The following is a 26,392-nucleotide window of genomic DNA, read 5'->3' on the forward strand; positions in this document are numbered from 1 at the left end:
GGTCGGGCGGAGGGCGGGAGGTGCGGGCCGACTTCCCTGCGTCGGCCCGCACCGGGGATGGTGCGGTGGAACTGGTCGTGCTGTGGAACTGGTCGTGCGGGTGTCGCGGTGCGGCGGTGCTACGACCGGGTCGTGAGCAGCGCGCCGACGACCTCGACGGCTTCGAGGTGGCGGAGGTTCGCCTCGTCGAGGGGCTGGAAGGCGGCGATCGCGAGGGCGACGTCGCGCCGGCGCACGGCCTCTCGGATCCGGGTGAGGTACTCGGTGGTGAGATCCCACTGCCAGTGGTCGAGGACGGGCTTCGAGTTGAACATCACCCGGGCGTTGATGAGCCGCTCCGCGCTGTCGAGCAGGGGGTTGCCGACCTTCGCCCGCAGGTACGCCGGCACCGCCTGGAAGTCGGGCAGCCCGGCGACGTCGTGCTCCGCGAGACGCGCCAGCGCGACGTCGACCAACCCGGTGAACTCGTCGACGTCGGCGTCGTCGAGCAGGGGGATGGCCCAGCGGGCGGTGAGCTCGTTCAGCCCCGAGTAGACCTGCAGGGCGTGCCGGTACATCTCGAAGTCGGGCAGGGCGATGCGGGTGTAGCGATTCGCCTCCATCTCGACGAGGCCGTGGTCGACGAGCTTCGCGATCGCCTCGCGGATGGGCGTGCGCGAGACGCCGAGCCAGGTGACGAGCTCGTCGTCGTTCAGGCGCTCACCGGGCTGCAGCGTGCCGTCTTCGATCGCCGCGAGCAGCTTGTCGAAGACGACGTCGCGCAGGAGGCGGCGGGGTGCCGGAGCGTCGGGACCGGAGGGGATGGGCATGTATCAGACCTTCAATGCACGAGGATGTATCGATTATCCGGTACTTTAGTAGACCACCCCGGGCGTGTCCACAGAGCGCCCCCGCGAGTCGGGGGTCGAGGTGTCAGGCGCCGACGCGGACGACGGTGCGGCCCTGCACGCGTCCGTCGAGGATGGCGCCGCCCTGGGCGACGACGTCGTCGAGCGCGACCTCGCGGGTCATCGAGTCGAGCAGGTCGAGATCGAGGTCGTCCGCCAGACGCGCCCAGGCCCAGCGACGCAGCGCGACCGGCGCCTGGACCGAGTCGATGCCCGCCAGGGTGACCGACCGCAGGATGAACGGCAGCACCGTCGTCGGCAGATCGGAGCCCTGCGCCAGCCCGCAGGCCGTCACGGTGCCGCCCCAGGACGTCTCGGCGAGCACCCCCGCGAGCGTGGTGCTGCCGACCGAGTCGATTCCGCCGGCCCAGCGCGGCCGGCGGATGGGCTTGCCCGGCTCGCCGAGCTCGGACCGGTCGATAACCGTGCCGGCGCCGAGCGACCGGAGATACGGCCCCAGCTCGTCGGCCCGCCCCGAGGAGGCGGTGACCGAGTACCCCAGGCGACTCAGCACCGCGACGGCGACCGACCCGACGCCCCCGGCCGCCCCGGTGACGACGATCTCGCCGTCGCCCGGGCGGACGCCGCGCTCGAGGCGGAGCACGCTCAGCATCGCCGTCAGCCCGGCCGTGCCGATCGCGGCGGCCTGCCGTGCGCTGATGCCGGCGGGCACGGCCACGAGCGTGTCGGCGTCGACCACGGCCTGGTCGGCGAAGCCGCCGTCGCGCGTCTCGCCGAGACCGGCGCCGGTCGCGACCACGAGGTCGCCGACCGCGAACGATCCGTCGGCGGTCTCGGGCCCCACGGAAAGGACCCGCCCGACGACGTCGATGCCCGGCACGAGCGGGCTGACGCGGACGACGCCCGGGTCGCCGGCGAGGGCGAGTCCGTCTTTGTAGTTCAGGCTCGACCAGAGGACGTCGACGACGACCCGGCCGGGCTCGAGTCCGTCGCCGCCGAGGGGCGGCGCCACCTCGCGCAGGGTGGCTCGCTGACCTCTCTCGACGACGACGGCTCGCATGCGCGCCAGGCTACGCGGAGTCGCGCGGCGTGGTGACGGGGGAGTCGGACGCCGCCCCGGCGCGACCGCCGAGGAACCCACCCAGGGCCCCCACGAGGTCGAGACCGGTCGTGGCCTTCACGACGTCCTGCAGCTGCGTCATGTTGTTCGCCACCGACTTGGTGAGCTCGTTCGCCCCGTCGGTCGACACGACGGTGAGCGTGTCGATGTTGCTCATCGGCGCCGCCATCTCGCGGGCGATGTCGGGCAGACGCGAGATGACCTGCGAGGCCAGGGCGGCCTGGCCGAACTTGCCCTGCGCCTCGGCGAGGGCGTCGACCGCCTCGGCCTCGGCCAGACCCTTGGCCTTGATGGCGGCGGCCTCGGCGCGACCGGCGGCCTCGACGGCGGCGGCCTCGTTCTCGGCCGCGGCGCGGGCGGCGTCGGCGAGCTGCGTGCGGCGGAAGGCCTCGGCCTCGACGGCGGCGTTGGCGGCGTCGCGCTCGGCCTCGGCGTTCTGGACGGCGGCGTACGCGGCGGCCTCGGCGGGCTGGCGCACGTCGATGTTCAGGCGCTCCTGGTTGACCTTGGCCTGCTCGGCGACGGCGATGCTCTCCTGCTCGGCGACGAGCTTGTCCTGCGTGGCGCGGGCCAGCTCGCCGGCGGCGGACGCCTCGGCGTTGGCGCGGTCGGTCTCGGCCTTGATCTGCGCCTGGCGCACGTCGAGCTGCAGCTGACGCTCGGCGGTCTGCTGCGTGTTGCCGATGCGCGCCAGGGCGGCGATGCGCTCGGCCTCGGCCTCGGCGACGTCGGCGTTCTGCTTGGCGACGGCGGCCTCGGCGCGACCGCGGTCGGCGAGGTACGTGCTGCCGGGGGTCTCGATCTCGCGGATGTTCATCGTCTCGATCTGGAGACCGAGCTCGGCGAGCTCGCCCTTGGTCTCGTTGACGGCGTCGGCCGCCAGACGGGAGAAGTTCTTGACGAGGTCGTCGACCGGCTGGCCGCCGATCAGACCGCGGATCGAGCCCTCGAGCGACTGCTGGACGATCACGGGCAGCTGCTGCTGCTGCAGCAGGTACCGCTGGGCGGCGCGACGCACGCCGTCTTCGGTGCCGGTGACCTTGAAGTTGACCGTGGCCTTGACCGCGGTTCGGATGTAGTTGGCGTCGATCGCCTGCACCTCGACGGGGGTCTGGTACTGCTCGAGGCTGAGCTTGAACCCCTCTTGGAAGATCGGCCAGACGAAGGTGCGTCCGCCGATGATGACCTTCTGCGGGCTCGAGATCCCGCCGCCCTCGGAGCGCTCGGCGCCACGGCCGACGACGATCAGCGCCTCGTTCGGCGGGACGCGTCGCACGCGGCTGGCGACGAACGACAGCAGGGCGACGACGATGACGACCGCGACGACGATGGCGACGACGCTGATGTTTCCGGAGATGAAGTCCATCGGGCTTCTCGTTTCTCTTTCGGTGGTGCGGGGCGGTAGTCGGGGGACCCGGTGCGGGTCGGGGAACGGGGGCGGCGGAGCCTAGGAGGCGCGGGTCGGCTCGGACCCGTCGCGCACGACCTCGACGCGCGGACCGGCCTCGGCCACCACCCGGATGCGGGTGCCGCGCTCGATGCGCTCGCTGCTGACGGCCAGGCGGCGCTCGAGCTCGCGGACGTCGTCGAGGCGGACCTCGCCGCCCGTCGGCGTGATGGTCTCGGTCGCCGTGCCGACGAAGCCGACCGGCGACCAGTGGCCGCCGGTCTCGCGGCGGGTGACCCGGCGGACGAGGATCTGGATGACCACGAGGGCGACGAGGGCCATCGCGATCGCGATGACGTACGTCCAGCCCGGGGGCAGGCCGTTCTGCAGGGTGACGACGCCCGCGAGGCCGAAGATCGCCAGAGCGGCGCCCACGGCGACGCCGGAGACGAGGCCGTCGCCGATGTCGAAGACGTCGAGCAGATCGCCCACGACGATGCTGAGCAGCAGGACGACGAGCCCCACCGACCCGACGACGATGAACGTGACCATGCGACGAGACTGTCAGAAGACGACCCGCCGCGCCTCGGCTGCGCGGGGGAATGCGGACGGATCCGCCTCGGGTCGCCGACCCGCGCCTCCTCGGCGGGTGCCCGGATCAGCCGAAGAGGATGGCGGCCTCGTCGTAGCGGTGCTGCGGCACGGTCTTCAGGCTGTCGAGGGCCTCCTCGAACGAGACGTGCACGATGTCGGTGCCGCGCAGCGCCACCATGCGGCCCCAGCGCTCGTCCCGCACCGCGTCGCTCGCCGCGAGCCCGAGACGCGTCGCGAGCACCCGGTCGTACGACGTGGGCGTGCCGCCGCGCTGAATGTGACCGAGCGTCGTGGCGCGGGTCTCGATGCCGGTGCGCTCTTCGATGATCGGCGCGAGGCGCTCGCCGATTCCGCCGAGACGGGGACGGCCGAAGGCGTCGAGCCCGCGCTCGGAGTGCACGTCGGTGCCCTGATCGGGCACGAAGCCCTCGGCCACGACGACCAGCGGCGCGCGACCCCGGTCGTACGCCGACTTCACCCACGCCACGATCTGATCCATGCTCGTCGCCTGCTCGGGGATGAGGATCGCGTGCGCGCCCGACGCCATGCCCGAGTGCAGGGCGATCCAGCCCACGTGGCGGCCCATGACCTCGGCGACCATGCAGCGGCTGTGCGACTCGCCGGTCGTGCGGAGGCGGTCCATGGCGTCGGTCGCGATCTGCACGGCGGTGTCGAAGCCGAAGGTGTAGTCGGTGGCGCCGAGGTCGTTGTCGACGGTCTTCGGCACGCCGACGATCTTGAGACCGGCGTCGGTCAGGCGCTTGGCCGCCGCGAGGGTGCCCTCGCCGCCGATCGCGATCATGGCGTCGATGCCGTGCCGCTCCATGTTCTCGGTGATGCGCGCCACGCCGCCGTCGCCCTCGAAGGGATTCGTCCGGCTCGTGCCGAGGATCGTGCCGCCCTGCTTGGCGATGCCCTGGATGTCCTTCCGGGCCAGGGGGACGATGTCGGCGTCGACGACCCCGCGCCATCCGTCGCGGAATCCGACGAACTCCTGCCCGTGGATCTGCGTGCCCTTCAGGACGGCTCCGCGGATGACGGCGTTCAGGCCGGGGCAGTCGCCGCCGCTGGTGAGGATTCCGATTCTCATCGTGATGCTCCATCGCAAGGTCGGGCCCGGCCCGGAGGGCCGAGGTCGGTTCCATCATGGCGTACTACCCTCGACGCATGAGCGACCAGTCGACGCCGCGACCGCCGTCGCCCTGGGCGCGTTTCACCCGGCCCGCACCGGGCGAGAGCCGCGAGATCCCTCTCGCCGCGCCTCCTCGGCCCCGGCAGGAGGCGCGGGTCGATCCGTTCGCGCCGGCCGCCGAGCAGACGTGGGCGCCCGCCGCCCCCGAGCCCCGGCCCGACGCGGCCGGGTTCGACTCGTACTTCGCCCCTGCCGACGACGACGAGTGGGACGCCCCGAGACCCCGACACGACGACCCCGGTCACGGTCTCGCCGTCGCGTCGATCGTCTTCGCGGTCTTCTTCGCCCCGCTCGGGCTCGTCCTCGGCCTCGTGTCGGCCCGACGCTCGGCCCGGGCGGGCCACTCGCGGCGCCTCGCCCTGATCGGCGTCGCGATCGCCGCCGTCGTGATGGTGGCGAGCATCGTCTACGGCGTCAGCGCGCTCGACCACCTGGCGCGGCTGTCGGCGACGTGCGCCCAGCTGGGCCCCGGCGAGTACGCCGACCCGGCCGGACGCACGGTCACCTGCGACTGACGCCGGTCGTGCTGGCCGCCGATCGTCTCAGAGTCGGACGGTGCCCGTGTCGGCGATGTTCTCGGGGTGACCGCCGGTGATCGCGGCCTTCGCGTACTTCAGCAGCGTGACGGCCTTGGGCTCGTTGCTGACCCAGTACTCGGCGGTCTCGACGTCGACCTCGAGCAGGGCGACGGTGGGGTCGTCACGGCCCTGGTCGAACCAGGCCTCGGCCCCGGTGGTCCACAGCTCGTCGATGAGCTCCGCGTCCTTGACGACGGTCGCCTTGCCGGAGAGCGACAGGTAGCCCTTGCCGGTCTCGACGGCGACGTTGACCTGCGGGTGCGCGCGGACGTCGTCGACCTTGGGCGACGGGTCGGGCGTGAAGAAGTAGACCTTGCCGTCGAACTCGCGGTCGACGATGGCGAGGGGCCGGCTGACCAGGTGCTGGCTGCTGCCCTGGGTCGTGAGGATGCCGATTCGGCCCTTGTCGAGGACCTCGGAGATGCGCTTGATGTCGTTCGTGTCGGTCATGCGGGTGACGCTACGCCGGAGGTGCGGTGCGAGTCACAGTGCACCGCGCCTCCTTCCGCGCACGCGTCGCAGACCACCAGCTGCTCGCGGCACTGGACGTCGCTGCAGTTGCGCATCCGCTTCGTCGCGTCGCCGCAGCGGACGCATCGACCGAGCACGGCGGTGTGGTCGGAGAAGTCGACCGAGCCGCGGCCGTCGAACACGTAGAGCGAGCCGTCCCAGACGCCGTCGTCGCCGAAGCGCTCGCCGTAGCGGACCACGCCGCCGTCGAGCTGGTAGACGCGGGTGAAGCCGCGCGTCGTCATCAGCGAGCTGAGCACCTCGCAGCGGACGCCGCCGGTGCAGTACGTGACGACCGGTTCGTCCTTCAGGTGGTCGTAGCGGCCGCTCTCGATCTCGGCCACGAACTCGCGCGTCGTGGCGACGTCGGGCACGATCGCCTCGCGGAACCGGCCGATGCGCGATTCGAACTCGTTGCGACCGTCGAAGAACGTGACCTGCTCGCGCGCCATGAGCTCGTGCAACCCGTCGGGCGACAGGCGCGTGCCGCCGCCGACCACGCCGTCGGCGTCGACCCGAAGCTCGTCGGCGGCGCCGAAGGTGACGATCTCGTCGCGGACCTTGACCGACAGGCGGGGGAAGTCGTGACCCGTGCCCTCGCTCCACTTCGCGTCGAGGCCGGCGAAGGGCGCGTACTCGCGGGTCGTCTTGAGGTAGCGCTTGACGTCTCGGAGCTCGCCGCCGACCGTCGCGTTGATCCCGTGGGGCGAGAGGATGATCCGACCCGTCAGGTCGAGCGAGCGGCACAGGTCGCGCTGCCAGAGGCGCAGGGCCTCGGGGTCGGCGAGCGGGGTGAACACGTAGAACAGCAGGATCTTGGGGACGGCCACCCGGAGAGCTTAGTCGTCGACTGTGCAGTCCTGGATGATGAATGCACTATTCTGACATGTGGAACGGCACCGGGCGGCACATCGCCGGTCGGGGCCGTCGACCACGAGGAGGATCGATGCCCATCCCGACGACCCCGTCACCCGCGTTCTGCCGGCGGCTCCACCGCGACGAGGTCTTCGAGCTCGTCCTCGACGCCATCGTGTCGGGCGAGCTCGCCGAGGGCGAGCGGCTGCGCGACACCGAGCTGGAGGAGTGGCTCGGCGTCTCCCGCACGCCCATCCGCATGGCACTGGCCCGCCTCGAGGACCTCTCTCTGATCGAGACCGTGCCGAAGAGGTACACCCGGGTCAGCCACGCCCGCCCCTGGCTCGTGCGCCCGCTGCTGCCCACGCTGTGCTCGCTCGTGCTGCTCGCCCTGGTCGAGGCCGTCGCCGACGACGAGACGCGGGTCGCGGTGGCGGCGGTGCTCCGTCAGGCCGGTGCGGAGGCCCCGGCGGGGGACGAGGCGCGGGTCGTGGCGCCGAGCGCGCCCCCGGTCGTCGAGGCCCTCGTCTCGGCCGCTCGCACGATGGCCGCCGCCTCGTCGAACGGTCGACTCGAGGGAATGGTCGTCCACTTCGGGGTCGCGCTGCTGTTTCACGCCCGGTTCGTCGGCGACGACCTCGACGAGGCGGGTCTGACGGAGGGGCTGTCGAGTCTCGCCGTCGCCCTCGAGAGGGCCGATGTCGAGGCGGCTCGCACGGCCGTCGAGACGATCGCCTCGTCGGCGGGTCAGTAGGCGCCGACCGGGCGCACCACGGCGCGCACCGTCCGGACGAGGACGACGGCGTCGGTGACCGGGGTCCAGTCGTGGACGTACGAGAGGTCGAGATCGAGCGCGGCCTCCCAGGGGAGGTCGGATCGGCCGCCGACCTGCCACGGGCCCGTGAGCCCGGGGAGCACCAGCAGGCGCTGCCGCGCTCGGTCGCAGTAGCGGTCGACCTCGTTGGGCAGCGCGGGTCGGGGGCCGACGAGGCTCATGTCGCCGCGCAGCACGTTGAGCAGCTGGGGCAGCTCGTCGATCGAGTGGAGACGCAGTCGGCGACCCACCCGGGTGACCCGGGGGTCGCGACGGAGCTTGAAGAGGGGCCCGCCGGCCTCGTTGCGGGCGGCGAGCTCGGCGAGCCGGGCCTCGGCATCGACGTGCATGGTGCGGAACTTCAGCATCGTGAAGGGCCGGCCGTCGAGACCCGCGCGCTGCTGTCGGTAGAGGATCGGCCCGGGGGTGTCGAGGCGGACCGCCAGGGCGACCAGGACGGCGAGGGGGAGGAGGGCCACGGCGAGGACGAGTCCGACGATCACGTCGACGAGGCGCTTCGCGACCCGGTGCGGACGGCGGCGGACGGGCGGCGGGGCGAGGTAGGGCGAGGCGCCCGGCGAGGCCTCCGGGGTGACGGCACCCGGGGCCACGGCGTTCGGGGTGACGGCGTCGGGGAGGGGGGTCGGGGTCGCGCCCCGGGGCGAGCCCGGCCGGAGGGGCGTGGTCGTCACCGTGCCGCCCGCCGGGTGTCGGGCACGGCCGGGATGTCGTCGAGCCCTGCGACGGCGGGGCCGAGCGTCTCGCGGCCGAGCAGCTCGACGAGCGCATCGCCGGCCTCGAGCCAGCGTCGATCGGACACCGCTGCCGCGAAGACCGCCACCGAGGGGCGGAGGGCCGGCTCGCCGAGGCCGATCGAGACGTGCTGCGAGAGGAACGCCGCGCGATGGTCGAGCGGCTCGGCGGCCCGACGCGTGAGCGGGTTCCCGGCCCGGTCGACGAAGACCGTCGTCTCACGGACGATGTCGGCGCACGTCGCGTCGTCGGCCGCGAGGGCCTCGACCAGCTGGTCGGCGAGGGGTGCGGTCTCGTCGCCCGGCAGCTGCCTCGCGTGGCGCATCGCCTCGCCGTGGAGGACGCCGATGAGCTCGAACGTGTCGAGCAGGTCGGCGATCGTCACCGACGCGATGCGGGTGTACCGGTTCGCCTCGATGTCGACGAGGCCCTGGGTGGCGAGCCGGGCGAGCGCCTCCTTGACGGGCGTCTTCGAGACGCCCAGCCAGGCCGCGATGTCGTCTTCGAACAGGCGCTCGCCGGGATGCAGCGTGCCGTCGAGGATGGCGTCGAGGACGGATTCGAACGTCAGATCGCGGAGCAGTCGCCGGGGGCGACGCGTCGAGCGGTCGGGAACTGGCATGCTGCCTCCAAAGTCAGAAGCAGAACATATCATCCGTCATTCTTTTTCGCCAGAGCGGTAGCGGGCGGCGGACGGGCGTCAGGCCCCCGCCGACGCCGACGCCGACGCCGTCGTGTCCGATCCGATGCGGCCGCCGTCGAGACGGATCACGCGCCCGGCGACGGCGAGCACCGCCGGGTCGTGCGAGACGCAGACCACCGCGACGCCGCGGCGCGCCTCGGTCTGCATGATGTCGCGGATCCGCGCGGAGCTCTCGTCGTCGAGCCCCGTCGTGGGCTCGTCGAGCAGCAGGAGGTCCGCGCCGCCGACGAGGCCCTGCGCCAGGAGCGCCCGCTGGCGCTGACCGCCCGACAGCGACGAGAACGGCTCGCCCGAGAGGTCGGCGATGCCGAGCCTGTCCAGCGCGACCGCCACGGTCTCGCGCGCCGCGCCTCCTCGGTGCCGGGGGCTCGTCGAGCGGCCCCAGGTGCCGATCGTCACGACGTCGCGCACCGTGACCGGCAGGCGGTCCGAGACACCGGCACGCTGCGGCACGAAGGCCGTGACGCGGGAGCCCACGCGGGTGCCGCGCGAGAGGGGGCGGGTGCCGGCGACGACCTCGAGGAGCGTCGACTTGCCGGCGCCGTTCGGGCCCGCCACGACGGTCAGCGACGCGGCGGCGAGGTCGAGGTCCACCCCGTCGAGTGCGGCGCGACCGTCGAAGTCGACACCCGCGCCGCGGAGGCTGACGCAGGGGAGGGGGGCGGGTCGATGAGAGAGCACGTCTCCACCCTACAAGTTGATAACCGTTCTCATTCTCGGCTACGGTCATGCCTCGTGCCCTCCTCCATCACCGGGATCCTCGAGCCGTTCACGCTCGACTTCCTCCAGCGCGCCCTCGTCGGCGGCGGTCTCGTCGCCGTCCTCTGCGGCGTCGTCGGCACCTGGGTCGTCATCCGCGGCATGGCGTTCCTCGGCGAGGCCCTCGCCCACGGGATGCTGCCCGGCGTCGCCCTCGCGACCGTCGTCGGCGCCCCCGTCCTGGTCGGGGGCGCCCTGAGCGCCGTCGCCATGAGCCTCGGCATCGCCGCCCTGCAGCGTCGGGGCCGGCTCTCGTACGACACGAGCATCGGCATGCTCTTCGTCTCGATGCTCGCCCTCGGCGTCGTGATCATCTCGCACTCGGGCAGCTTCGCCACCGACGCGACCTCGATCCTCTTCGGCGACATCCTCGCCATCGCCCCGCTCGACGTGCTGCTGCTCGCCGTCGCCGCCGTCGTGGGCCTCGTCGTCGCCGTCGTGTTCCACCGCCCGCTCGTCGCCTCGGCGCTCGACCCGCGGATCGCCGCCGTGCTCGGACTCCGCCCCCGGCTGGCGCACGCGGTCCTGGTCGGACTCGTCACCCTCGCCGTCGTCGCCTCGTACCAGGCCGTCGGGTCGCTGCTGGTCGTGGGCCTCCTGCTCGCACCGGCCGTCGCAGCCGGCCAGTGGACGACGCGCATCCCCACCCGCATGGCGCTCGCCGCCGTCGTCGGCATCGCCGCGGTCGTCATCGGACTGCTCGTCTCGTGGCATGCCGCCACGGCGGCCGGCGCGTCGGTCGCCGCCACCGCCATCGCCCTGTCGGGTCTCTCGTGGGCCGCGCGCTCGATCGTGACGAGCCGTCGGCGCCGGGCCGCGGTTCGACCGACGGTCCCGCCCGCGGCGCCGACCCCCGCGCCCGCCCCCCTCGAAAGGATCCCGTGATCTCCCGCATCCTGAACTCCGCCCTCGTGGGCGTCTGCGCGCTCGCCCTGACCGCGTGCTCGACCGGGTCCGACGCCCCCGCCGCGTCCGACCCCACCACGACGGCCGCCGCCGAGGGCCACGGCGCCGTGGCCGGAGCGGAGGAGCTCGCCGAACCGCGGCTCGGACTCACCGCCATCGACCCCGACGGCGCGGTCTCGCACCTCGACCTGCTCGACGAGAGCGTCACCGACATCGGGGAGATCGGCGCCCCGTCCGCCATCACGACGGACGGCCGGTACCTGTTCGCGCAGACGGAGGCCGGCGTCGAGGTCGTCGACAGCGGGGTGTGGACGTGGGATCACGTCGACCACTTCCACTACTACCGGGCCGACCCGCGCCTCCTCGGCGCCGTCGACGGAGGCGGGGAGGCGCGCATCGCCACCACGAACCTCTCGACGTCGGGCGGCACCGGCGTGTTCTTCGAGGGTTCGGGCGACGCCGTCCTGCTCGACACGGAGGCGCTGTCGAAGGGCGAGGTCTCGGAGCTGTTCCGCCTCGACGCCGAGCCCGGCCCGGGCATGGTCGTGTCCGTCGGGTCGTTCGCGGTCGTCGCGCAGGGCGGCACCGCCGTCGGCTACACGGCCGAGGGCGAACCGACCGGGCTCGACGAGGCGTGCCCCGAGGCGTCGGGCACCATCACCACCCGCGTCGGCGCCGTCATCGGCTGCTCGGACGGGGCGCTGCTGGCCACCGTCGTCGACGACGAGCTCACCGTCGAGCGGATCCCCTACCCGGCCGGGACGACCGCGCCGCCCGCGACGTCGTTCGACAACCGGGAGGGGCGACCCACCGTCGCGGCGCTCGCCGGCTCGGAGGGCGTCTGGCTGCTGGACACCCGAGAGCGCTCGTGGACGCTGATCGACGCCCCGGCGCCGCTCGTGCACGTCACCGCGGTGGACGACGCCGACGAGAACGTCCTCGCCCTCACCGCCGACGGCCGCGTCGTGGTCATGAGCCCCGACGGCGCCGTGCTCGCCGAGACCGAGCCGCTCGTCGCGGAGTCCCTCGCGGCCGGAGCGACCCCGACCCTCGTCGCCGACCAGCAGCGCGCCTACCTCAGCGGCCCGTCCGAACGGCGCCTGTTCGAGATCGACCACGCCGACGGCGCCCGCGTCGCCCGCACGTTCGACACCGCCACCGAGCCGGCGTTCACCGCCGAGACGGGACGATGACCATGCGATCCACCACCCGGCGCGCGACCCTGTCCGCGATCGTCGCGGCCGCCGTCGCCGGCCTCGCGCTCACAGGCTGCTCGCCCGTCGCGGGCGACGACCGGCCGCTCGTGGCCGTCTCGACGAACATCCTCGGCGACGTGGTCGAGGAGCTCGTGGGCGACGACGCCGAGGTCATGACGCTGATGAAGCCGAACGCCGACCCGCACTCGTTCGAGATCTCGGCCCAGGAGGCGGCGCGCCTGCGGTCGGCCGATCTGATCGTCTCGAACGGACTCGGTCTCGAGGAGGGGCTGCAACAGCACCTCGACGCGGCCTCGGCGGACGACGTGCCGACATTCGTCGCCGGCGACGTCATCGACGTGCTCGACTACAGCGAGGGCGACGCCGAGGGCATGCCCGACTCGCACTTCTGGACGGATCCGGCGCGGATGCTCGACGTCGTCGACGCGCTCGAGCCCGAGCTGGCCGGGATCCCCGGCGTCGACGCCGAGGCCGTCGCCGAGCGGACCGCCGACTACCGGGCGCAGCTGGACGCGCTCGACGCCGAGATGACCGCGGCGTTCGAGGCGATCCCCGACGACCGCCGCGCCCTCGTCACGAACCACCACGTCTTCGGATACCTCGCCGACCGGTTCGACTTCGACGTGGTCGGAGCCGTCATCCCCGGGGGCACGACCCTGGCCGCGCCCTCCGCCTCGGACCTCGCCGACCTCGTCGACGCGGTCGAGGAGACCGGGGTCCGGGCGATCTTCGCCGAGTCGTCGTCGCCCGACCGCCTCGTCCAGGCCCTCGCCGGCGAGGCCGACATCCACGTGGAGGTGGTCGAGCTCTACACCGAGTCCCTCACGGGACCCGACGAGGGGGCTCCCGACTACCTCACCATGATGCGCGTCAACACGCAGCGCATCGCCACCGGGCTCTCGCCCTGAGCGCCCTGATCCACCATCAAGAGAAGGAACCCGCCATGCGCACCCCCCACCTCCGCCGAGTCGGCCTCGCCGCCGCCTCCCTCGGGCTCGTCGCCGCCCTGGCCGCCTGCTCGTCGGGCGCCGCACCCGAGAGCGACGGCACCACCCCCGCCGCCGACGCGTCATCCGGCCCGGCCGGCAGCCGCGTCGCCGTCTCGTACGAGGGCGGCATCCTCGTGCTCGACGGCACGACCCTCGAGACCGTCGCCGACATGGACTCCGAGGAGTTCACCCGGCTGAACCCGGCGGGCGACGGCCGCCACGTGATGGTCACGATGAGCGAGGGCTTCCAGCTGCTCGACACCGCGGCCGGCACGTCGGAGGAGCCGGAGCTCACCGACACCGTCTTCGCGGCCGACACCCCGGGCCACGTCGTGCGGCATGGCGGCAAGACGATCCTCTACGCCGACGGCACGAGCGACACCACCGTCTTCGACACCGCCGACCTGGCCACCGCCGACGGTCTGCCCGAGACGGAGACCATCGAGGGCGTCGAGGCGCACCACGGCGTCTCGGTCGTGCTCGAGGACGGCACGTTCCTCACCACGGTCGGGAACGCCGACGGCCGGAACGGCATCGAGGTCCGCGACGCGGCCGGCGAGGTCGTCGTGCAGAGCGACGAGTGCCCGGGCGTGCACGGCGAGGGCACCGCGGCCGACGAGGCCGTCGTCTTCGGCTGCGAGGACGGCGCGATCGTCTACCACGACGGCGAGATCACCAAGCTCGACGCACCCGACCAGCCCTACGGCCGCATGGGCAACGCGTACGTGAGCGAGACCAGCCCGATCATCGTCGGCGACTACAAGAACGACCCCGACGCCGAGGGCTACCTGCTGAACGCGGTGACCCTGATCGACACCGAGGCGAAGACCCTCGAGGTCGTCGACCTGCCCGAGGGCGTCGAGTACACCTTCCGTGACGTCGCCCGCGGCCCGGACGACCTCGCGTACATCATCGGCTCCGACGGCGCCGTGCACGTGCTCGACCCCGAGACCGGCGAGCTGACCGCCTCGTACCCCGTCATCGACGCCTGGGAGAGCCCCGTCGAGTGGCAGGACGCGCACCCGGCCATCGTCGTGGGCGCCGACGGCGTCGGCTACGTCACCGAGCCGGCGAAGAACAGCATCCACGCGGTCGACCTGACCACGGGCGAGGTCGTCGCCACGAGCGAGCTCGACGTCACCCCGAACGAGATCGCGACCGCGGTCGGCGAGTAGCCGAGGTCAGGAGGCGCGGTGCCGGTCGGCACCGCGCCTCCTCCTCCGTCGCGGAGCCACCCCCAGCCGGGTCGGCCGGCGCTCAGTCGGCCTTGACGACCGCGAGTTCGTCCCAGTGGGTGGTGGCGCGGGGCGAGACCATGTCGCGCTTCATCGTCCAGCCACGACGGTGGCGGAGACCGGCCACGCCGAGGCCGAGCGTCTCTTCGCCGAACCGGCCGGCGATCCGGTCGAGCACGGCCCCGTAGGCGGGCGGGGTCTCGGCGGCCTCGCCGAAGACGTCGAGGCTGGCGTGCTCGTCGCGGGGCGTGAGCTCCATCAGGGTGACGCCGGCGCGGACGTACCTCTTGCCGGGCTCGAGCTGCGGCCCGAGCGCGGCGATGGCGGCGCGGTAGAGCGTCGTGGCGTCGTCGGTCGGCTCGGGGAACGCGGCCGAGACGACGTGGTTCGTGTGGGCCGACCCCTCGGCGAACGGGGAGGTCGCGGCGAAGCAGCGCATCATGCGGGTCAGCGAGCCCTGCTTGCGCAGTCGGGCCGCGGCGCGCTGCGTGTACACCGACATCACCTCTTCGAGCTCGGCGACGGTCGTGATGGGCACGGCGAACGACCGCGAGTGGTGGATCTGGTCGCGTTCGGGCTGCACCTGGTCGATCGGCAGGCAGTCGACGCCGCGGAGCTCCTCGACGACCCGGGCCTGGACGACCCCGAACCGCTTGCGGATGCGGGCGACGTCGGCGTCGCGGAGATCGGCGGCGGTGTGGATGCCGAGCGGGATCAGCTTCTTGGCCGTCCGTCGGCCGATGCCCCACACCTCGCCGGCGTCGACGCTCGCCAGGATGGCGGTCTGCTGCTCGGGGCCGTAGCTGCCGAGGTGGCACACTCCCGCGAGGGCGGGGTTCTGCTTGGAGCCCCGATTGGCGAGCTTGGCGAGGGTCTTGGTCGGGGCGATGCCGATGCTGACGGGCAGCCCGATCAGCTTGCGGATCATGCGCCGGATCTCGCGCGCCTGCGCGATGGTGTCGTCGAGCGTGCCGGTCAGCTCGATGAAGGACTCGTCGATCGAGTAGACCTCCTGGCTGCTGGTGTACCGGCTGAGGATCTCGGCCGAGCGGGCCGACATGTCGCCGTAGAGCTCGTAGTTGCTGGACACGGCGACCACGCCCTGCATCGCGGCGATCGGGGCGATCGTGTGCCACGGCGCCGCCATGTCGACGTTCAGCGCCTTCGCCTCCTGCGACCGGGCGATGACGCAGCCGTCGTTGTTCGAGAGCACGACGACGGGCCGGCCCTCGAGGGCGGGGTCGAACACGCGCTCGCACGAGACGTAGAAGTTGTTGGCGTCGACGATCGCGATGCTGCGCCGCGAAGCCGTCGACGGGGAGCGCGGCTCAGACACGGTGCAGGCACCTCGTGGCGACGCCCCAGATGGTCGCCTCGTCGTGCTCGGACAGCACGATCTCGGGGTAGGCGGGGTTCTCGGGGCTCAGCACCATGCGGCCCGACCGGTACGACAGCCGCTTGACGGTCAGCTCGGTGTTGACGACGGCGACCACCACGTCGCCCTCGTGCGCGTCGAGCCCGCGATCGACGATGAGCTCGTCGCCGTCGAAGATGCCCGCGCCGATCATGCTCTCGCCGCTGACCCGCACGATGAACGTCGCCGTCGGGTCGCGCATCAGGTGGCGGTTGAGGTCGACGGGGCCGGTGTAGTAGCCCTGCGCCGGCGACGGGAAGCCCGCGGGGACGGCCTCGGGCGCCAGGCGGGCGAGGAGCCCCTCGGGTCGCTCGTCGCCCCCGACGGGTCCGATGATCGCGGCGCTCACCGGGCGCCCCCGACGGCACCCCGCGCCGCGGCGCGGTCGGCGACGATCGTCAGGGTGCTCATGGGGTGAAGCCTACGGAGCACCCCCGACATCGGGGGAGGGGCCGAGGAGGCGCGCCCGCGGTCGCGAGGACCGCCTCCTCGGCCGGTCACGGCGTCAGCCGCGGGCCAGCTGCGGGTACAGGGCCTCGAGGGGGGCCGAGAGACCCGACCGCACCTGCCGCGAGGTCTCGTCGGCGAGGACCTCGTGCTCGCCGGCCTCGGTCGCGTCGAAGACGTCGGAGACGAGGTCGACGGGCGAGGTCTTCGCGTCGGTCACGCCGGCGGCCATCGCGGTGTCCACGTAGCCGACGTGCACGCCGACCACCTGGACGCCGGCGGGCTGCAGCTCGAGGCGCAGCGAGTTCGTCGCCGACCACAGAGCGGCCTTGGTCGCCGAGTAGATGCCCGCGACGGCGAACCACGACAGGGCCGAGTGGATGTCGATGATCGCCGTGCCGCCGCCCTGCGCGGAGAGCAGCGGGGCGTAGGCGCGGGCGAGGAACAGCGGCCCGAAGAAGTTCGTCTCGACGTTGGCGCGGATCTCGTCGTCGGTGTGGCTGAGGATCCCGGGGGTGGGCGTGTTGGCGCCGGCGTTGTTGATGAGGATGGTGACGTCGGGGGCGGCCTCGACCACGGCCGCGATGGAGGCGGCGTCGGTCACGTCGAGGGCGAGGGGCACGACGCGGTCGTCGCTCCACTCGCGCGGGGTGCGGGCGGTCGCGTAGACCTTCGCGGCACCGCGGGCGAGGGCGGCCTCGACGAACGCGGTGCCGATGCCCCCGTTCGCTCCGGTGACGAGGACGACGGAGCCTTCGATGCTGGTCATGGGTGTTCCTTCCGAGAGGGTGAGAAGATGTGATGCTCGAATACGAGCCGCCAGATATCTGACTCATGTCATAATTGAGTTCAGTCAGAATCTATTCCTGGAGCATGCCATGTCGTCGACATCCCCCGAGCCCGGGCGGCGCGAACGCAACAAGCAGGCGAAGCTCGAGCGCATCACCCGGGCGGCCTCCGACCTGTTCTCCCGCCATGGCGTCGACGAGGTCACGACCCAGCAGATCGCCGAGGCGGCCGACGTCGGCGCCGGCACGCTGTTCCTCTACGCCAGGACGAAGGGCGAGCTGCTGCTGCTCGCGCAGAACGCGAACTACGCGCGTTCCCTCGACGAGGGGATCCGCGCCTCCCAGAGCGCCGCGACGGCCGTCGAGGCCATCGTCGCCGTGCTGACTCCGATCGTGCACTGCAACCGCGAGCAGGTCGAGAACGGCCGCACGTACCTCCGCGAGATGGCGTTCGGCGACGCGACCGAGCCGCATCACGCCGAGGCCCTCGCCATCGTGGCCCGCACCGAGGAGGCGGTGGCCGGCATCATCACGCGCCTCACGTCGCGCAGTCCGGCCGACGCCGCCTCGCTCGCCCAGGTGATCTCGGCGGTCGTCATGCTCGCGATGTCGTCGGCGGTCGACGAGGCGGTCTCCGACGACGAGATCGTCGAGGCGATCCGCGCGCGCCTGAGGGTCATCCTCCCCGACTGAGGCGGGGCTCGGGGCGCATCGGCTGGGCGTCGCCCGGCTCGAGCGTCACCCACTCCTCGTCGCGCACGTAGCCCAGCAGGGCGTTCGCCCGGAGGATGCCGGCGTTGTCGGCGGAGCCGCCGGTGCGGAACCGCTCGACGCCGTCGTCGACGAGGGTCAGCACCGAGAGCGCCTTCACGGCGACGCCCAGACCCCGGCGCCGTCGGTCGCGTGCGACCACCGTGAAATCGGTCTCGGCCGCGGCCCCGTCGACGTCGACGACGGTGAGCGCGAGCAGCTCGCCGCCCGCCGAGAGCACCCCGAACATGCGGCGCGAGGCCGACGGCGTCGCCCCATCGCGATCGACGGGCCGGTGCCGCGTCGCCACGCTGCCCGGGTAGTCGCGGGCCGTCGCGGCGTCGAGGGCCAGGACGGCGTCGACGTCGTCGGCGGTGAGCTCGCGCGCGACGCCCGCCCGTCCGACGGAGCCGGCCAGCGCCTCCTGCAGCCTCGCCCGGTCGATGCGGTCGGCGTCGAGCTCCGCGCCGAACGACCCGGCCGTCACGCGCCAGCCCTCCGCCTCGAGCGCCGCGCGGCGCGGGTCGTCGGCGGGCATCACGGCGCTGTCTCGCATGCCCTCCATCATGCCGTGGCGTGTGGAGTCCGTGAGGATCCCCGAGCCCGACGTGAGGAACCCGTAAAGGCCGCCGGCCGAGGCGCCGAGGGGGCGTCTACTGACTCGCTGTGCCCGTGACGGGCACCCGGGCCTCAGGGCCCGCCGATCATCCTCTTGGAGTCGTAGTGCTCGACATCGTGTACGTGCTCGCCGTCATCGCTGTGTTCGCAGTGGTCACCCTCGTGGCGAAGGGGGTCGAGAAGCTGTGATCGTCTTCAGCATCGGCGCGGCGGTCCTCGCCGTGGCCGCCCTCGCCTACCTCGTGTACGCCCTCGTGAAGCCCGAGAGGTTCTAGTGGACGCTCTCTCCGGCATCCTCCAGATCCTCACCGTCGTGGTGGTCCTGGTCGTTGTGCACCGCCCCCTGGGCGACCACATGGCCCGCATCTTCACCACGGCGAAGGACGCCCGGCTCGAGCGCGGCTTCTACCGCCTCATCGGGGTCGACTCCGCCTCCGAGCAGACCTGGCCCGCGTATGTGCGCGGTGTGCTCGCGTTCTCGCTCGTCGGCGTGCTGTTCGTCTACGCCGTGCAGCGGCTCCAGGCGGTCCTGCCGTACTCGCTCGGCTTCCCGGCCGTGCCCGAGGGGCTGTCGTTCAACACGGCGGCCTCGTTCGTGGCCAACACCAACTGGCAGTCGTACTCGCCCGACATCACGATGGGCTACGCGGTGCAGGTGCTCGGACTCGTCGTGCAGAACTTCGTGTCGGCGGCCGTCGGGATCGCCGTCGCGGTCGCGCTGATCCGCGGGCTCGCCCGGGTCCGCAGCGGCACCCTCGGCAACTTCTGGGTGGACCTGACGAGGGCCGTCACGCGCCTCCTGCTGCCCCTCGCCGTCCTCTCGGCGTTCGTGCTCCTCGCCGGCGGCGTCGTCCAGAACCTCGCGGGCTTCACCGACGTGACGACCCTCACGGGGGGCGCCGCGACGATCCCCGGCGGGCCGGTCGCCTCGCAGGAGGCCATCAAGCTGCTCGGCACCAACGGCGGCGGCTTCTTCAACGCCAACAGCGCCCACCCGTTCGAGAACCCCACCCCGTGGACGAACGTCCTCCAGGTGCTGCTGATGCTCGTCATCCCGTTCTCGCTGCCGCGGACCTTCGGCCGCATGGTCGGCTCGACCCGTCAGGGCGTCGCCATCGCCGCGGTCATGGCGACGATCTTCGCCGTGTCCCTGTCGGCGATGACCTGGTTCGAGCTGCGCGGCGCGGGCACCGCGACGCAGCTGGCCGGAGGCGCGATGGAGGGGAAGGAGGCGCGGTTCGGCATCTGGGGGTCGACCCTGTTCGGCACGACCTCGACGATCACGTCGACCGGCGCCGTCAACTCGATGCACGACTCGTACACGGCCCTCGGCGGCATGATGGCGATGCTGAACATGATGCTCGGCGAGATCGCCCCCGGCGGTGTGGGCAGCGGGCTCTACGGCCTGCTCGTGCTCGCCGTGATCACCGTGTTCATCGCGGGGCTGCTCGTCGGGCGGACGCCCGAGTACCTCGGCAAGAGGATCGGGCCGCGCGAGATCAAGCTCGCGAGCCTGTACATCCTCGTCACGCCGACGATCGTGCTGGCGTTCACGGCGCTGAGCTTCGCGATCCCCGCGGTGCGGGCCGACGTCGAGGGCACCAGCATCTGGAACCCGGGGCTGCACGGCTTCAGCGAGGTGCTCTACGCCTTCACCTCGGCGGCGAACAACAACGGCTCCGCCTTCGCCGGGCTGACCGCGAGCACGCCCTGGTTCACCACGACCCTCGGCGTCGCGATGCTGCTCGGCCGGTTCGTGCCGATCGTGCTCGTGCTCGCGCTCGCCGGCTCGTTCGCCGCACAGGACAGGGTGCCCGCCACGGCCGGCACGCTGCCCACCCACCGCCCGCAGTTCGTGGGCCTCCTGACCGGCGTCTCGGTGATCATCACCGCGCTGACCTACTTCCCCGTCCTCGCACTCGGGCCGCTCGCCGAAGGGCTGCAGTAACCATGACCACCACCGACACACCTGCCACCGACGCGTCACACGACGCCCACGACGCCACCCGCGCCGACACCGGAACCGGCACCCCGCCGAAGCGCGGCGGCGCCTTCGGGGCCGCCCAGCTCGTCGCCGCCCTCCCGGGGGCCCTCCGCAAGCTCGACCCGCGCGAGATGTGGCACAACCCCGTCATGTTCATCGTCGAGGTCGGCGCCGCCTACACGACGATCCTCGCCGTGGCCGGGCTCTTCACGGGCCCGGAGACCTCGGGCGGATCGCCCGTGCCCGGCTCGTTCACGGCCGCCATCGCCGTCTGGCTGTGGTTGACCGTCGTCTTCGCCAACCTCGCCGAGTCCGTCGCCGAGGGGCGCGGCAAGGCGCAGGCCGAGACCCTGCGGGCCACCCGCACGAGCACCACGGCCCGGCGCGTCACGGCGTACGACGCGGTGTCCGACGGCGGAGCCGAGCGCGCCTCCTCGGAGTCCGTCTCGTCCGCCGATCTCACCCTCGGCGACGTCGTCGTCGTGACCGCCGGCGAGGTCGTGCCCGGCGACGGCGACATCGTCTGGGGCATCGCCAGCGTCGACGAGTCGGCCATCACCGGCGAGTCCGCGCCGGTCATCCGCGAGTCGGGCGGCGACCGCAGCGCCGTCACCGGCGGCACGCGCGTGCTGTCCGACCGCGTGGTCGTGCGGATCACGAGCAAGCCGGGCGAGACCTTCGTCGACCGGATGATCCGTCTCGTCGAAGGGGCCTCGCGGCAGAAGACGCCGAACGAGATCGCGCTGAACATCCTGCTCGCGAGCCTCTCGATCGTCTTCGTCGTCGTCACGCTGACCCTGAACCCGATCGCCGCCTACAGCGACGCGTCGGTGAGCATCCCCGTGCTCATCGCCCTGCTGGTGTGCCTCATCCCCACGACGATCGGCGCCCTGCTGAGCGCCATCGGCATCGCCGGCATGGACCGCCTCGTGCAGCGCAACGTGCTGGCCATGTCGGGTCGCGCCGTCGAGGCCGCCGGCGACGTCACCACGCTGCTGCTCGACAAGACCGGCACGATCACGTACGGCAACCGCCAGGCCGCCGAGTTCACGCCGCTCGACGGCATCGCACCGGCCGAGCTCGTCGACGCCGCAGCGCGGTCCTCCCTCGCCGACCCGACGCCCGAGGGCAAGTCCATCGTCGACCTGGCCCTGACGACGGGCTGGCACGACGCCGAGGATCGGCGAGGGGAGATCGTGCCCTTCACCGCGCAGACCCGGATGTCCGGGCTCGACCTGCCCGACGGCACCCGGATCCGCAAGGGCGCCGGCAACTCGATCATCTCGTGGGTCGAGGAGGATCGCCGCCTCTCGTCCAGCGAGCGCGATGAGCTCCAGACCCGCATCGACGAGATCTCGAACGCCGGCGGCACGCCCCTGGTGGTCGCCATGAAGACGACCGCAGCCGATGCCCGCGTGCTCGGCGTCGTCCACCTGAAGGACGTCGTCAAGACCGGGCTGCGCGAGCGCTTCGCCGAGCTGCGCACGATGGGCATCCGCACCGTGATGATCACGGGCGACAACCCGCTCACCGCGAAGGCCATCGCGGCCGAGGCCGGCGTCGACGACTACCTCGCCGAGGCCACGCCCGAAGACAAGCTCGCGCTCATCCGCCGCGAGCAGCAGGGCGGGGCGCTCGTCGCCATGACGGGCGACGGCACCAACGACGCCCCCGCGCTCGCGCAGGCCGACGTGGGCGTGGCGATGAACACGGGCACCTCGGCCGCGAAGGAGGCCGGCAACATGGTCGACCTCGACAGCGACCCCACGAAGCTGATCGACATCGTCCGCATCGGCAAGCAGCTGCTCATCACCCGAGGCGCCCTCACGACGTTCTCGATCGCGAACGACGTCGCGAAGTACTTCGCGATCATCCCGGCCATGTTCGCCGGGGTGTTCCCGGGGCTCGGGGTGCTGAACGTGATGCAGCTGAGCTCGCCCGCGTCGGCGATCCTGTCGGCGATCGTCTTCAACGCGCTGGTCATCGTCGCGCTCATCCCGCTCGCCCTGCGCGGAGTCCGGTACCGGGCGGCGTCCGCGTCGGCGATCCTGTCGCGCAACCTGCTCGTCTACGGAGTGGGCGGCGTCGTCGCCCCGTTCGTCGGCATCAAGCTCATCGACCTCGTCGTCAGCCTCCTCCCCGGCTTCTGAGCCGGCCAGCCGAGCCCGCGACCCCCACGCAACGAGAGAGACCATGAACACACGCACCCTGTTCCGCCAGCACGGCGTCGCCCTCCGGGCCATGCTCGTCTTCACCCTGCTGCTCGGCGTCGTCTACACGGCGGTCGTCACGGGCATCGGCCAGGTCGCCCTGAGCGGTCGGGCCGACGGCTCGGCCGTCCGTCTCGACGGAGAGACCGTCGGGTCGTCGCTCATCGGGCAGTCGTTCACCGACGCCGACGGGGTCGCTCTGCCCGAGTGGTTCCAGTCGCGGCCCTCCGCGGCCGGCGACGGCTACGACGCCTCGGCCTCGAGCGGCAGCAACCTCGGGCCCGAGAGCGACGACCTCGTGACCGCGGTCGAGGAGCGCCGGGCCGCGATCGCCGAGAGCGACGGGGTCGACCCCGCGAGCATCCCGGTCGACGCCCTGACCGCGTCCGGCTCGGGCCTCGATCCGCACATCAGCCCCGCCTACGCCCGTCTGCAGATCGCCCGGGTCGCGGCCGCGCGCGACCTGCCCGCCGACGAGGTGTCGGCCCTCGTCGAGAGTCACGTCCAGGGCCGCGACCTCGGCTACCTCGGGGAGCCCACGGTGAACGTGCTCGAGCTGAACGTGGCGCTCGCGGCGACGGCGGGCTGACCCGCGGGCGGGGCGGTCGGGGCACCGGGGTCGCGGGCGGTCGGGGCATCCCGGCCGCCCGCGGCGTCGTCTGCCTCGAACAGGGCATAGACGCGGCACCCCGCAGCGCGACAGAATCGGGGGAGGCCCGACGGTCTCACCGCCCCGCCGCCCCGCGGGAAGAAGCCGCGCGCGACGACCGCGCCCTCGCACCCTGAGCAAAGAGCACCCATGCACGACGATCTGCCCGCGACCCCGGCCAACACCCCGGAGTCCGTCGCACGACTGGCCGACACCCTCCACCAGCTCGACGAGGCCCACCGCCGGTACCGCGTGTACACCGCCAGGGTCGTCGACGTGAGCCCCATGGAGCTGTCCGCGCTGACCGCCATCAACGACACGCCCGGCATCACGCCGGGGGCGCTCGCGAAGGACATCGTCCTCAGCTCGGGGGCCACCACCGCCGTCATCGACCGCCTCGAGCGCTCGGGGCACATCTTCCGCGAGAAGCACCCCGGCGACCGTCGCAGCCTGCACCTCCGCCTCACCGAGAAGGGCGACGACACGATGTCGATGCTGAACGAGGCGTACCGCTACGTGCTCTCGACCTCGGGCACCGACGATGCCATCACCGCCGTGCTCCCGCAGCTCGACCGTGTGACCGACGCCCTGAACGGCGCCGCCCGGGAGGCCGCCGGCCCCGAGTGACACGCCGTCGGCCGCCGAACCGTCCCCAGTGTCCGCCAGCCGTCTTTAATGGGGCGATGTCGGAGAGCCGTGAAGCGCAACTCGTCCATTCGTTCGTCAGCCTGGCCGATTCGCTCGTCAACGAGTACGACGTCATCGACACGCTGCAGACCCTCGTCGACCAGTGCGCGACCCTCTTCGACGCGACCGACTGCAACATCGTCCTCGGCGCCGACGACGCGCACCTCGAGGTCGCGGCCGCCACCAGCGAGGAGTGCCGCGGCATCGGGCGGCTGCAGCTGGAGGCCGAGCAGGGCCCCTGCATCGAGGCCGTCACGCGACGCGTCGTCGTGTCCGTCGTCGATCCGGCCGAGATGGTCGACCGCTGGCCGGTCTTCGCCGAGGCGTCCGTCGACGCCGGCTACCGTTCGGCCCACGCGATCCCCATGCGTCTGCGCGAGCAGACCATCGGGTCGCTCAACCTGTTCCGCGACCACGACGGCGCGCTGAACGACGCCGACGCGACGGCGGCCCAGGCGCTCGCCGACGTCGCGACGATCAGCATCATCCGCGAGAGGGTCATCCGCGACGGCGACGAGGTGCGCGAGCAGCTGCAGCGGGCCCTCGACAGCCGGGTGGTCATCGAGCAGGCCAAGGGCTTCCTCGCGCACCGGCACGAGCTCGACACCGACAGCGCCTACCGCCTCCTCCGCGCCCACGCCCGCTCGGCGCAGGCGCCGCTCTCGTCGATCGCCGAGGGCGTCGTCCAGGGCACGGTGGTCATCCCGACCCGGTGACGCCGAGGAGGCGCGGTGCCGGTCGCAGCCCCACCGCGCCTCCTCCTTCTCCGCGCCTCCGCCGCCTCCGCCGCCTCCGCGTGCACGACGCGCGCCCGATCGTGTCGGCGGCGGCGTCTACCATCGCTCCATGTCCGATCCCGCCTCGACGCACCACGACGTCGACCCGGCGGGCGGCCCAGCGGTCGTGACCGTGTACCGGCCGTCCGACCCGGTCGACGTGCGGGCGACCCTGCGGCCGCTCTCGCGGGGCGCCGGCGACCCCGCCTACCGCGTGATCGGCGGCGTCGTGTGGCGGGCGATCCGCACGCCGTCGGGGGCCGCGACCCTGCGCCTCGAGGTGGCCGCCGACGGCGTGCACGCCCGCGCGTGGGGCCCCGGCGCCGAGTGGGTCATCGAGTCCGTGCCCGAGATGCTCGGCCGAGGCGACGACTGGTCGGGGCTCGACGTCTCCGGCAGCGCCCTGCTGCGCGACGCCCGGCACCGCCTGCCGGGGCTCCGGCTGACCCGGGTCAACCAGGTGGTGCAGGTGCTCGTGCCGGCGGTGCTCGAGCAGAAGGTGACGAGCCGGGAGGCGTGGCGGGCCTGGCGCGATCTCGTCCGCCGACACGGCGAGCCCGCGCCGGGGCCGGCCCCCGAGGGGCTGGTCGTGCCGCCCGACGCCGCGGGCTGGCGCCGCATCCCGAGCTGGGACTGGCACCGCGCCGGGGTCGGCCCCCAGCGGTCCGACACGGTCATGCGGGTCTGCGCCGTGGCGTCGTCGCTCGAGCGGACGCTGTCGCTCGGGCGCGGGGGCCCCGAGGTCGAGCGGCGCCTGCGGTCGATCCCCGGCATCGGCGTGTGGACGGCCGCCGAGACGATGCAGCGTTCGCACGGCGACGCCGACAGCCCGAGCGTCGGCGACTACCACCTCCCCGCGCTCGTCGGCTGGGCCCTGATCGGGAGGCCTGTCGACGACGACGGCATGCTCGAGCTGCTCGAGCCGTGGCGGGGTCACCGCGAGCGGGTGATGCGCCTCATCTCGGCGAGCGGCTTCTCGAAGCCGAAGTTCGGCCCGCGGATGACCATCCAGGACCACCGCTTCCACTGACGCCTCCGGTCCTCCCCGGGCGCGCCTCCTCGGGGGTCGGCGCAGGTCGCGGCGGACCGGGGGATCGCCGGGTCGGCGGTCAGGCGGTCGGATCGGGGCCCGGGCGCGCGGGGCCGTCGGGCGAGGCGTCCGCTCCGATCGCACCGAGGACGCGATCGGCGAAGGCGTGCAGAGTCTGCGCGTCGTCGCCGAGCGAGGTCACGAAGTACTCGTGGATGGCCGCGGTGTGACCACGGGTCGCCGTCAGCATCGCGCGTCGGCCGTCGGCCGTCAGCTCGACCCAGGTGCCGCGGCCGTCCGTCGGGCACTCCGAGCGGCGCACGAGCCCGCGCCTCTCCATACGGGTGACCTGATGGCTGACGCGGCTCTTCTCCCAGCCGATGTGGTCGGCGATGTCCCGGACGCGGAGGCGCCGGTCGGCGCTGCGACCCAGGCCCACCAGGATCTCGTACTCGGCCGCCGACACGCCCGACTGCGTGTGCAGGCGCAGCTCGAGCGCGCGATCGAGCCGTCGTCGCATGGTGTAGAAGGCGTCCCAGACGGCCCACTCGTCGTCGGTCAGTTCGTGGGACATTCGCC

The 26,392-nt window shown here is 72.6% G+C and carries 30 protein-coding genes; 15 read left to right on the top strand and 15 right to left on the bottom strand.

Features of this window, described 5'->3' with window-relative positions; translation table 11 throughout:
- Positions 1–119: 119 nt before the first annotated feature.
- The 5 genes from ASF89_RS01355 to ASF89_RS01375 form a co-directional block, all read right to left on the bottom strand.
- Complete coding sequence (locus ASF89_RS01355) at positions 120–809, bottom strand: GntR family transcriptional regulator (protein WP_055811362.1); 690 nt, start codon at positions 807–809, stop codon at positions 120–122.
- Between the two features lie 103 nt (positions 810–912).
- A complete protein-coding gene (locus ASF89_RS01360) occupies positions 913–1,908 on the bottom strand; it encodes an MDR family oxidoreductase (protein WP_082489695.1) in 996 nt (331 codons plus the stop codon).
- A 10-nt stretch (positions 1,909–1,918) separates the two neighbouring features.
- Entirely contained in the window at positions 1,919–3,334 is a 1,416-nt protein-coding gene (locus tag ASF89_RS01365; RefSeq protein ID WP_055799198.1) for an SPFH domain-containing protein, read from the bottom strand.
- An 81-nt stretch (positions 3,335–3,415) separates the two neighbouring features.
- On the bottom strand, positions 3,416–3,907 hold the full coding sequence (locus tag ASF89_RS01370) for a hypothetical protein (protein ID WP_055799201.1): 492 nt from the start codon (positions 3,905–3,907) through the stop codon (positions 3,416–3,418).
- A gap of 106 nt (positions 3,908–4,013) precedes the next feature.
- Positions 4,014–5,039 (bottom strand): 6-phosphofructokinase, encoded by a 1,026-nt coding sequence (locus ASF89_RS01375; RefSeq protein ID WP_055799204.1) that lies wholly within the window; start codon positions 5,037–5,039, stop codon positions 4,014–4,016.
- A gap of 77 nt (positions 5,040–5,116) precedes the next feature.
- On the opposite strand from ASF89_RS01375, the gene ASF89_RS01380 reads away from it, so the two are divergent.
- Positions 5,117–5,656, top strand: a complete 540-nt coding sequence (locus ASF89_RS01380) for a hypothetical protein (protein ID WP_055811365.1) — start codon at positions 5,117–5,119, stop codon at positions 5,654–5,656.
- A gap of 27 nt (positions 5,657–5,683) precedes the next feature.
- On the opposite strand, the gene ASF89_RS01385 is transcribed toward ASF89_RS01380, so the two are convergent.
- Together ASF89_RS01385 and ASF89_RS01390 are read right to left on the bottom strand one after the other, a co-directional pair.
- The gene (locus ASF89_RS01385; RefSeq protein ID WP_055811369.1) at positions 5,684–6,169 is read right to left on the bottom strand and encodes a pyridoxamine 5'-phosphate oxidase family protein; all 486 of its coding nucleotides are present in this window, start codon (positions 6,167–6,169) and stop codon (positions 5,684–5,686) included.
- Positions 6,166–7,059, bottom strand: coding sequence for a rhodanese-related sulfurtransferase (locus tag ASF89_RS01390; protein WP_055811372.1), 894 nt, complete (start codon positions 7,057–7,059; stop codon positions 6,166–6,168). Before ASF89_RS01390 ends, ASF89_RS01385 begins: the two co-directional genes overlap by 4 nt.
- Before the next feature lie 116 nt (positions 7,060–7,175).
- Between ASF89_RS01390 and ASF89_RS15915 the strand changes: the two genes are divergently transcribed.
- Complete coding sequence (locus ASF89_RS15915; protein ID WP_055811375.1) at positions 7,176–7,838, top strand: GntR family transcriptional regulator; 663 nt, start codon at positions 7,176–7,178, stop codon at positions 7,836–7,838.
- Here the strand turns inward: ASF89_RS15915 and ASF89_RS01400 are convergent.
- The 3 genes from ASF89_RS01400 to ASF89_RS01410 form a co-directional block, all read right to left on the bottom strand.
- Positions 7,832–8,590, bottom strand: coding sequence for a sugar transferase (locus ASF89_RS01400; RefSeq protein ID WP_055811378.1), 759 nt, complete (start codon positions 8,588–8,590; stop codon positions 7,832–7,834). The genes ASF89_RS15915 and ASF89_RS01400 overlap by 7 nt on opposite strands.
- On the bottom strand, positions 8,587–9,273 hold the full coding sequence (locus ASF89_RS01405) for a GntR family transcriptional regulator (RefSeq protein WP_055811382.1): 687 nt from the start codon (positions 9,271–9,273) through the stop codon (positions 8,587–8,589). Before ASF89_RS01405 ends, ASF89_RS01400 begins: the two co-directional genes overlap by 4 nt.
- A gap of 78 nt (positions 9,274–9,351) precedes the next feature.
- Positions 9,352–10,035 (bottom strand): metal ABC transporter ATP-binding protein, encoded by a 684-nt coding sequence (locus ASF89_RS01410; protein ID WP_055811385.1) that lies wholly within the window; start codon positions 10,033–10,035, stop codon positions 9,352–9,354.
- A 54-nt stretch (positions 10,036–10,089) separates the two neighbouring features.
- On the opposite strand from ASF89_RS01410, the gene aztB reads away from it, so the two are divergent.
- Genes aztB through aztD form a run of 4 tightly spaced genes read left to right on the top strand, consistent with a single transcriptional unit; the run spans position 10,090 to position 14,400 of the window.
- Entirely contained in the window at positions 10,090–10,998 is a 909-nt protein-coding gene (aztB, locus tag ASF89_RS01415; protein WP_369814522.1) for a zinc ABC transporter permease AztB, read from the top strand.
- Positions 10,995–12,212: a hypothetical protein gene (locus tag ASF89_RS01420; protein WP_055811390.1), complete on the top strand. Its 1,218-nt coding sequence runs from the start codon at positions 10,995–10,997 to the stop codon at positions 12,210–12,212. The genes aztB and ASF89_RS01420 overlap by 4 nt, the downstream gene beginning before the upstream one ends.
- A gap of 2 nt (positions 12,213–12,214) precedes the next feature.
- Positions 12,215–13,144: a zinc ABC transporter substrate-binding protein AztC gene (aztC, locus tag ASF89_RS01425; protein ID WP_055811398.1), complete on the top strand. Its 930-nt coding sequence runs from the start codon at positions 12,215–12,217 to the stop codon at positions 13,142–13,144.
- A 35-nt stretch (positions 13,145–13,179) separates the two neighbouring features.
- Entirely contained in the window at positions 13,180–14,400 is a 1,221-nt protein-coding gene (gene aztD / locus ASF89_RS01430; protein ID WP_055811401.1) for a zinc metallochaperone AztD, read from the top strand.
- Positions 14,401–14,482: 82 nt separating this feature from the next.
- Here the strand turns inward: aztD and ASF89_RS01435 are convergent, their stop codons facing one another.
- The 3 genes from ASF89_RS01435 to ASF89_RS01445 all read right to left on the bottom strand — a co-directional run bounded on the left by ASF89_RS01435 (position 14,483) and on the right by ASF89_RS01445 (position 17,090).
- Entirely contained in the window at positions 14,483–15,796 is a 1,314-nt protein-coding gene (locus ASF89_RS01435; protein WP_055811404.1) for a Y-family DNA polymerase, read from the bottom strand.
- Positions 15,789–16,223: a LexA family protein gene (locus tag ASF89_RS01440; protein ID WP_369814523.1), complete on the bottom strand. Its 435-nt coding sequence runs from the start codon at positions 16,221–16,223 to the stop codon at positions 15,789–15,791. Before ASF89_RS01440 ends, ASF89_RS01435 begins: the two co-directional genes overlap by 8 nt.
- A gap of 156 nt (positions 16,224–16,379) precedes the next feature.
- Positions 16,380–17,090 (bottom strand): SDR family oxidoreductase, encoded by a 711-nt coding sequence (locus ASF89_RS01445; RefSeq protein ID WP_055811408.1) that lies wholly within the window; start codon positions 17,088–17,090, stop codon positions 16,380–16,382.
- 109 nt (positions 17,091–17,199) lie between these two features.
- On the opposite strand from ASF89_RS01445, the gene ASF89_RS01450 reads away from it, so the two are divergent.
- Positions 17,200–17,802 carry a TetR/AcrR family transcriptional regulator gene (locus ASF89_RS01450; protein WP_055799242.1) on the top strand — a complete coding sequence of 201 codons (603 nt, stop codon included), beginning with the start codon at positions 17,200–17,202 and terminating at the stop codon, positions 17,800–17,802.
- On the opposite strand, the gene ASF89_RS01455 is transcribed toward ASF89_RS01450, so the two are convergent.
- Entirely contained in the window at positions 17,786–18,415 is a 630-nt protein-coding gene (locus ASF89_RS01455; protein WP_055812968.1) for a hypothetical protein, read from the bottom strand. The two genes, ASF89_RS01450 and ASF89_RS01455, sit on opposite strands and share 17 nt — an antisense overlap.
- 116 nt (positions 18,416–18,531) lie before the next feature.
- On the opposite strand from ASF89_RS01455, the gene ASF89_RS16150 reads away from it, so the two are divergent.
- The 8 genes from ASF89_RS16150 (at position 18,532) to ASF89_RS01485 (ending at position 25,813) form a co-directional block, all read left to right on the top strand.
- Entirely contained in the window at positions 18,532–18,666 is a 135-nt protein-coding gene (locus ASF89_RS16150; protein ID WP_255354962.1) for a hypothetical protein, read from the top strand.
- Complete coding sequence (gene kdpF, locus ASF89_RS15570; RefSeq protein ID WP_071257733.1) at positions 18,663–18,752, top strand: K(+)-transporting ATPase subunit F; 90 nt, start codon at positions 18,663–18,665, stop codon at positions 18,750–18,752. Before ASF89_RS16150 ends, kdpF begins: the two co-directional genes overlap by 4 nt.
- On the top strand, positions 18,752–20,425 hold the full coding sequence (kdpA, locus tag ASF89_RS01460) for a potassium-transporting ATPase subunit KdpA (protein ID WP_055811411.1): 1,674 nt from the start codon (positions 18,752–18,754) through the stop codon (positions 20,423–20,425). The genes kdpF and kdpA overlap by 1 nt, the downstream gene beginning before the upstream one ends.
- A 2-nt stretch (positions 20,426–20,427) precedes the next feature.
- Positions 20,428–22,611: a potassium-transporting ATPase subunit KdpB gene (gene kdpB / locus ASF89_RS01465; RefSeq protein WP_055811415.1), complete on the top strand. Its 2,184-nt coding sequence runs from the start codon at positions 20,428–20,430 to the stop codon at positions 22,609–22,611.
- 43 nt (positions 22,612–22,654) lie between these two features.
- Complete coding sequence (gene kdpC / locus ASF89_RS01470; protein ID WP_055799256.1) at positions 22,655–23,260, top strand: potassium-transporting ATPase subunit KdpC; 606 nt, start codon at positions 22,655–22,657, stop codon at positions 23,258–23,260.
- Positions 23,261–23,470: 210 nt separating this feature from the next.
- The gene (locus tag ASF89_RS01475) at positions 23,471–23,947 is read left to right on the top strand and encodes a MarR family transcriptional regulator (protein WP_055799260.1); all 477 of its coding nucleotides are present in this window, start codon (positions 23,471–23,473) and stop codon (positions 23,945–23,947) included.
- Between the two features lie 56 nt (positions 23,948–24,003).
- A complete protein-coding gene (locus ASF89_RS01480) occupies positions 24,004–24,723 on the top strand; it encodes an ANTAR domain-containing protein (RefSeq protein WP_055811418.1) in 720 nt (239 codons plus the stop codon).
- A 130-nt stretch (positions 24,724–24,853) separates the two neighbouring features.
- Positions 24,854–25,813 (top strand): DNA-3-methyladenine glycosylase, encoded by a 960-nt coding sequence (locus ASF89_RS01485; protein WP_055811421.1) that lies wholly within the window; start codon positions 24,854–24,856, stop codon positions 25,811–25,813.
- 79 nt (positions 25,814–25,892) lie between these two features.
- Here ASF89_RS01485 and ASF89_RS01490 read toward each other — a convergent pair whose 3' ends face one another.
- Positions 25,893–26,387, bottom strand: a complete 495-nt coding sequence (locus tag ASF89_RS01490) for a MarR family winged helix-turn-helix transcriptional regulator (protein WP_055811425.1) — start codon at positions 26,385–26,387, stop codon at positions 25,893–25,895.
- Positions 26,388–26,392: the final 5 nt, after the last annotated feature.

The organism is Frigoribacterium sp. Leaf172 (assembly GCF_001424285.1).
GTDB lineage: Bacteria > Actinomycetota > Actinomycetes > Actinomycetales > Microbacteriaceae > Frigoribacterium.

What these genes read in the sequence shown, in the direction of transcription:
- kdpB (WP_055811415.1), top strand. Translation starts at nt 20,428, where the DNA reads ATGACCACCACCGACACACCTGCCACCGACGCGTCACACGACGCCCAC.
- ASF89_RS01355 (WP_055811362.1), bottom strand. Translation starts at nt 809, where the DNA reads ATGCCCATCCCCTCCGGTCCCGACGCTCCGGCACCCCGCCGCCTCCTG.
- ASF89_RS01455 (WP_055812968.1), bottom strand. Translation starts at nt 18,415, where the DNA reads ATGCGAGACAGCGCCGTGATGCCCGCCGACGACCCGCGCCGCGCGGCG.
- ASF89_RS01380 (WP_055811365.1), top strand. Translation starts at nt 5,117, where the DNA reads ATGAGCGACCAGTCGACGCCGCGACCGCCGTCGCCCTGGGCGCGTTTC.
- ASF89_RS01490 (WP_055811425.1), bottom strand. Translation starts at nt 26,387, where the DNA reads ATGTCCCACGAACTGACCGACGACGAGTGGGCCGTCTGGGACGCCTTC.
- ASF89_RS01475 (WP_055799260.1), top strand. Translation starts at nt 23,471, where the DNA reads ATGCACGACGATCTGCCCGCGACCCCGGCCAACACCCCGGAGTCCGTC.
- ASF89_RS01360 (WP_082489695.1), bottom strand. Translation starts at nt 1,908, where the DNA reads ATGCGAGCCGTCGTCGTCGAGAGAGGTCAGCGAGCCACCCTGCGCGAG.
- ASF89_RS01485 (WP_055811421.1), top strand. Translation starts at nt 24,854, where the DNA reads ATGTCCGATCCCGCCTCGACGCACCACGACGTCGACCCGGCGGGCGGC.
- aztD (WP_055811401.1), top strand. Translation starts at nt 13,180, where the DNA reads ATGCGCACCCCCCACCTCCGCCGAGTCGGCCTCGCCGCCGCCTCCCTC.
- ASF89_RS01480 (WP_055811418.1), top strand. Translation starts at nt 24,004, where the DNA reads ATGTCGGAGAGCCGTGAAGCGCAACTCGTCCATTCGTTCGTCAGCCTG.
- kdpC (WP_055799256.1), top strand. Translation starts at nt 22,655, where the DNA reads ATGAACACACGCACCCTGTTCCGCCAGCACGGCGTCGCCCTCCGGGCC.
- ASF89_RS01370 (WP_055799201.1), bottom strand. Translation starts at nt 3,907, where the DNA reads ATGGTCACGTTCATCGTCGTCGGGTCGGTGGGGCTCGTCGTCCTGCTG.
- aztC (WP_055811398.1), top strand. Translation starts at nt 12,215, where the DNA reads ATGCGATCCACCACCCGGCGCGCGACCCTGTCCGCGATCGTCGCGGCC.
- ASF89_RS15915 (WP_055811375.1), top strand. Translation starts at nt 7,176, where the DNA reads ATGCCCATCCCGACGACCCCGTCACCCGCGTTCTGCCGGCGGCTCCAC.
- ASF89_RS01375 (WP_055799204.1), bottom strand. Translation starts at nt 5,039, where the DNA reads ATGAGAATCGGAATCCTCACCAGCGGCGGCGACTGCCCCGGCCTGAAC.
- ASF89_RS01445 (WP_055811408.1), bottom strand. Translation starts at nt 17,090, where the DNA reads ATGACCAGCATCGAAGGCTCCGTCGTCCTCGTCACCGGAGCGAACGGG.
- ASF89_RS01405 (WP_055811382.1), bottom strand. Translation starts at nt 9,273, where the DNA reads ATGCCAGTTCCCGACCGCTCGACGCGTCGCCCCCGGCGACTGCTCCGC.
- ASF89_RS01450 (WP_055799242.1), top strand. Translation starts at nt 17,200, where the DNA reads ATGTCGTCGACATCCCCCGAGCCCGGGCGGCGCGAACGCAACAAGCAG.
- ASF89_RS01365 (WP_055799198.1), bottom strand. Translation starts at nt 3,334, where the DNA reads ATGGACTTCATCTCCGGAAACATCAGCGTCGTCGCCATCGTCGTCGCG.
- ASF89_RS01385 (WP_055811369.1), bottom strand. Translation starts at nt 6,169, where the DNA reads ATGACCGACACGAACGACATCAAGCGCATCTCCGAGGTCCTCGACAAG.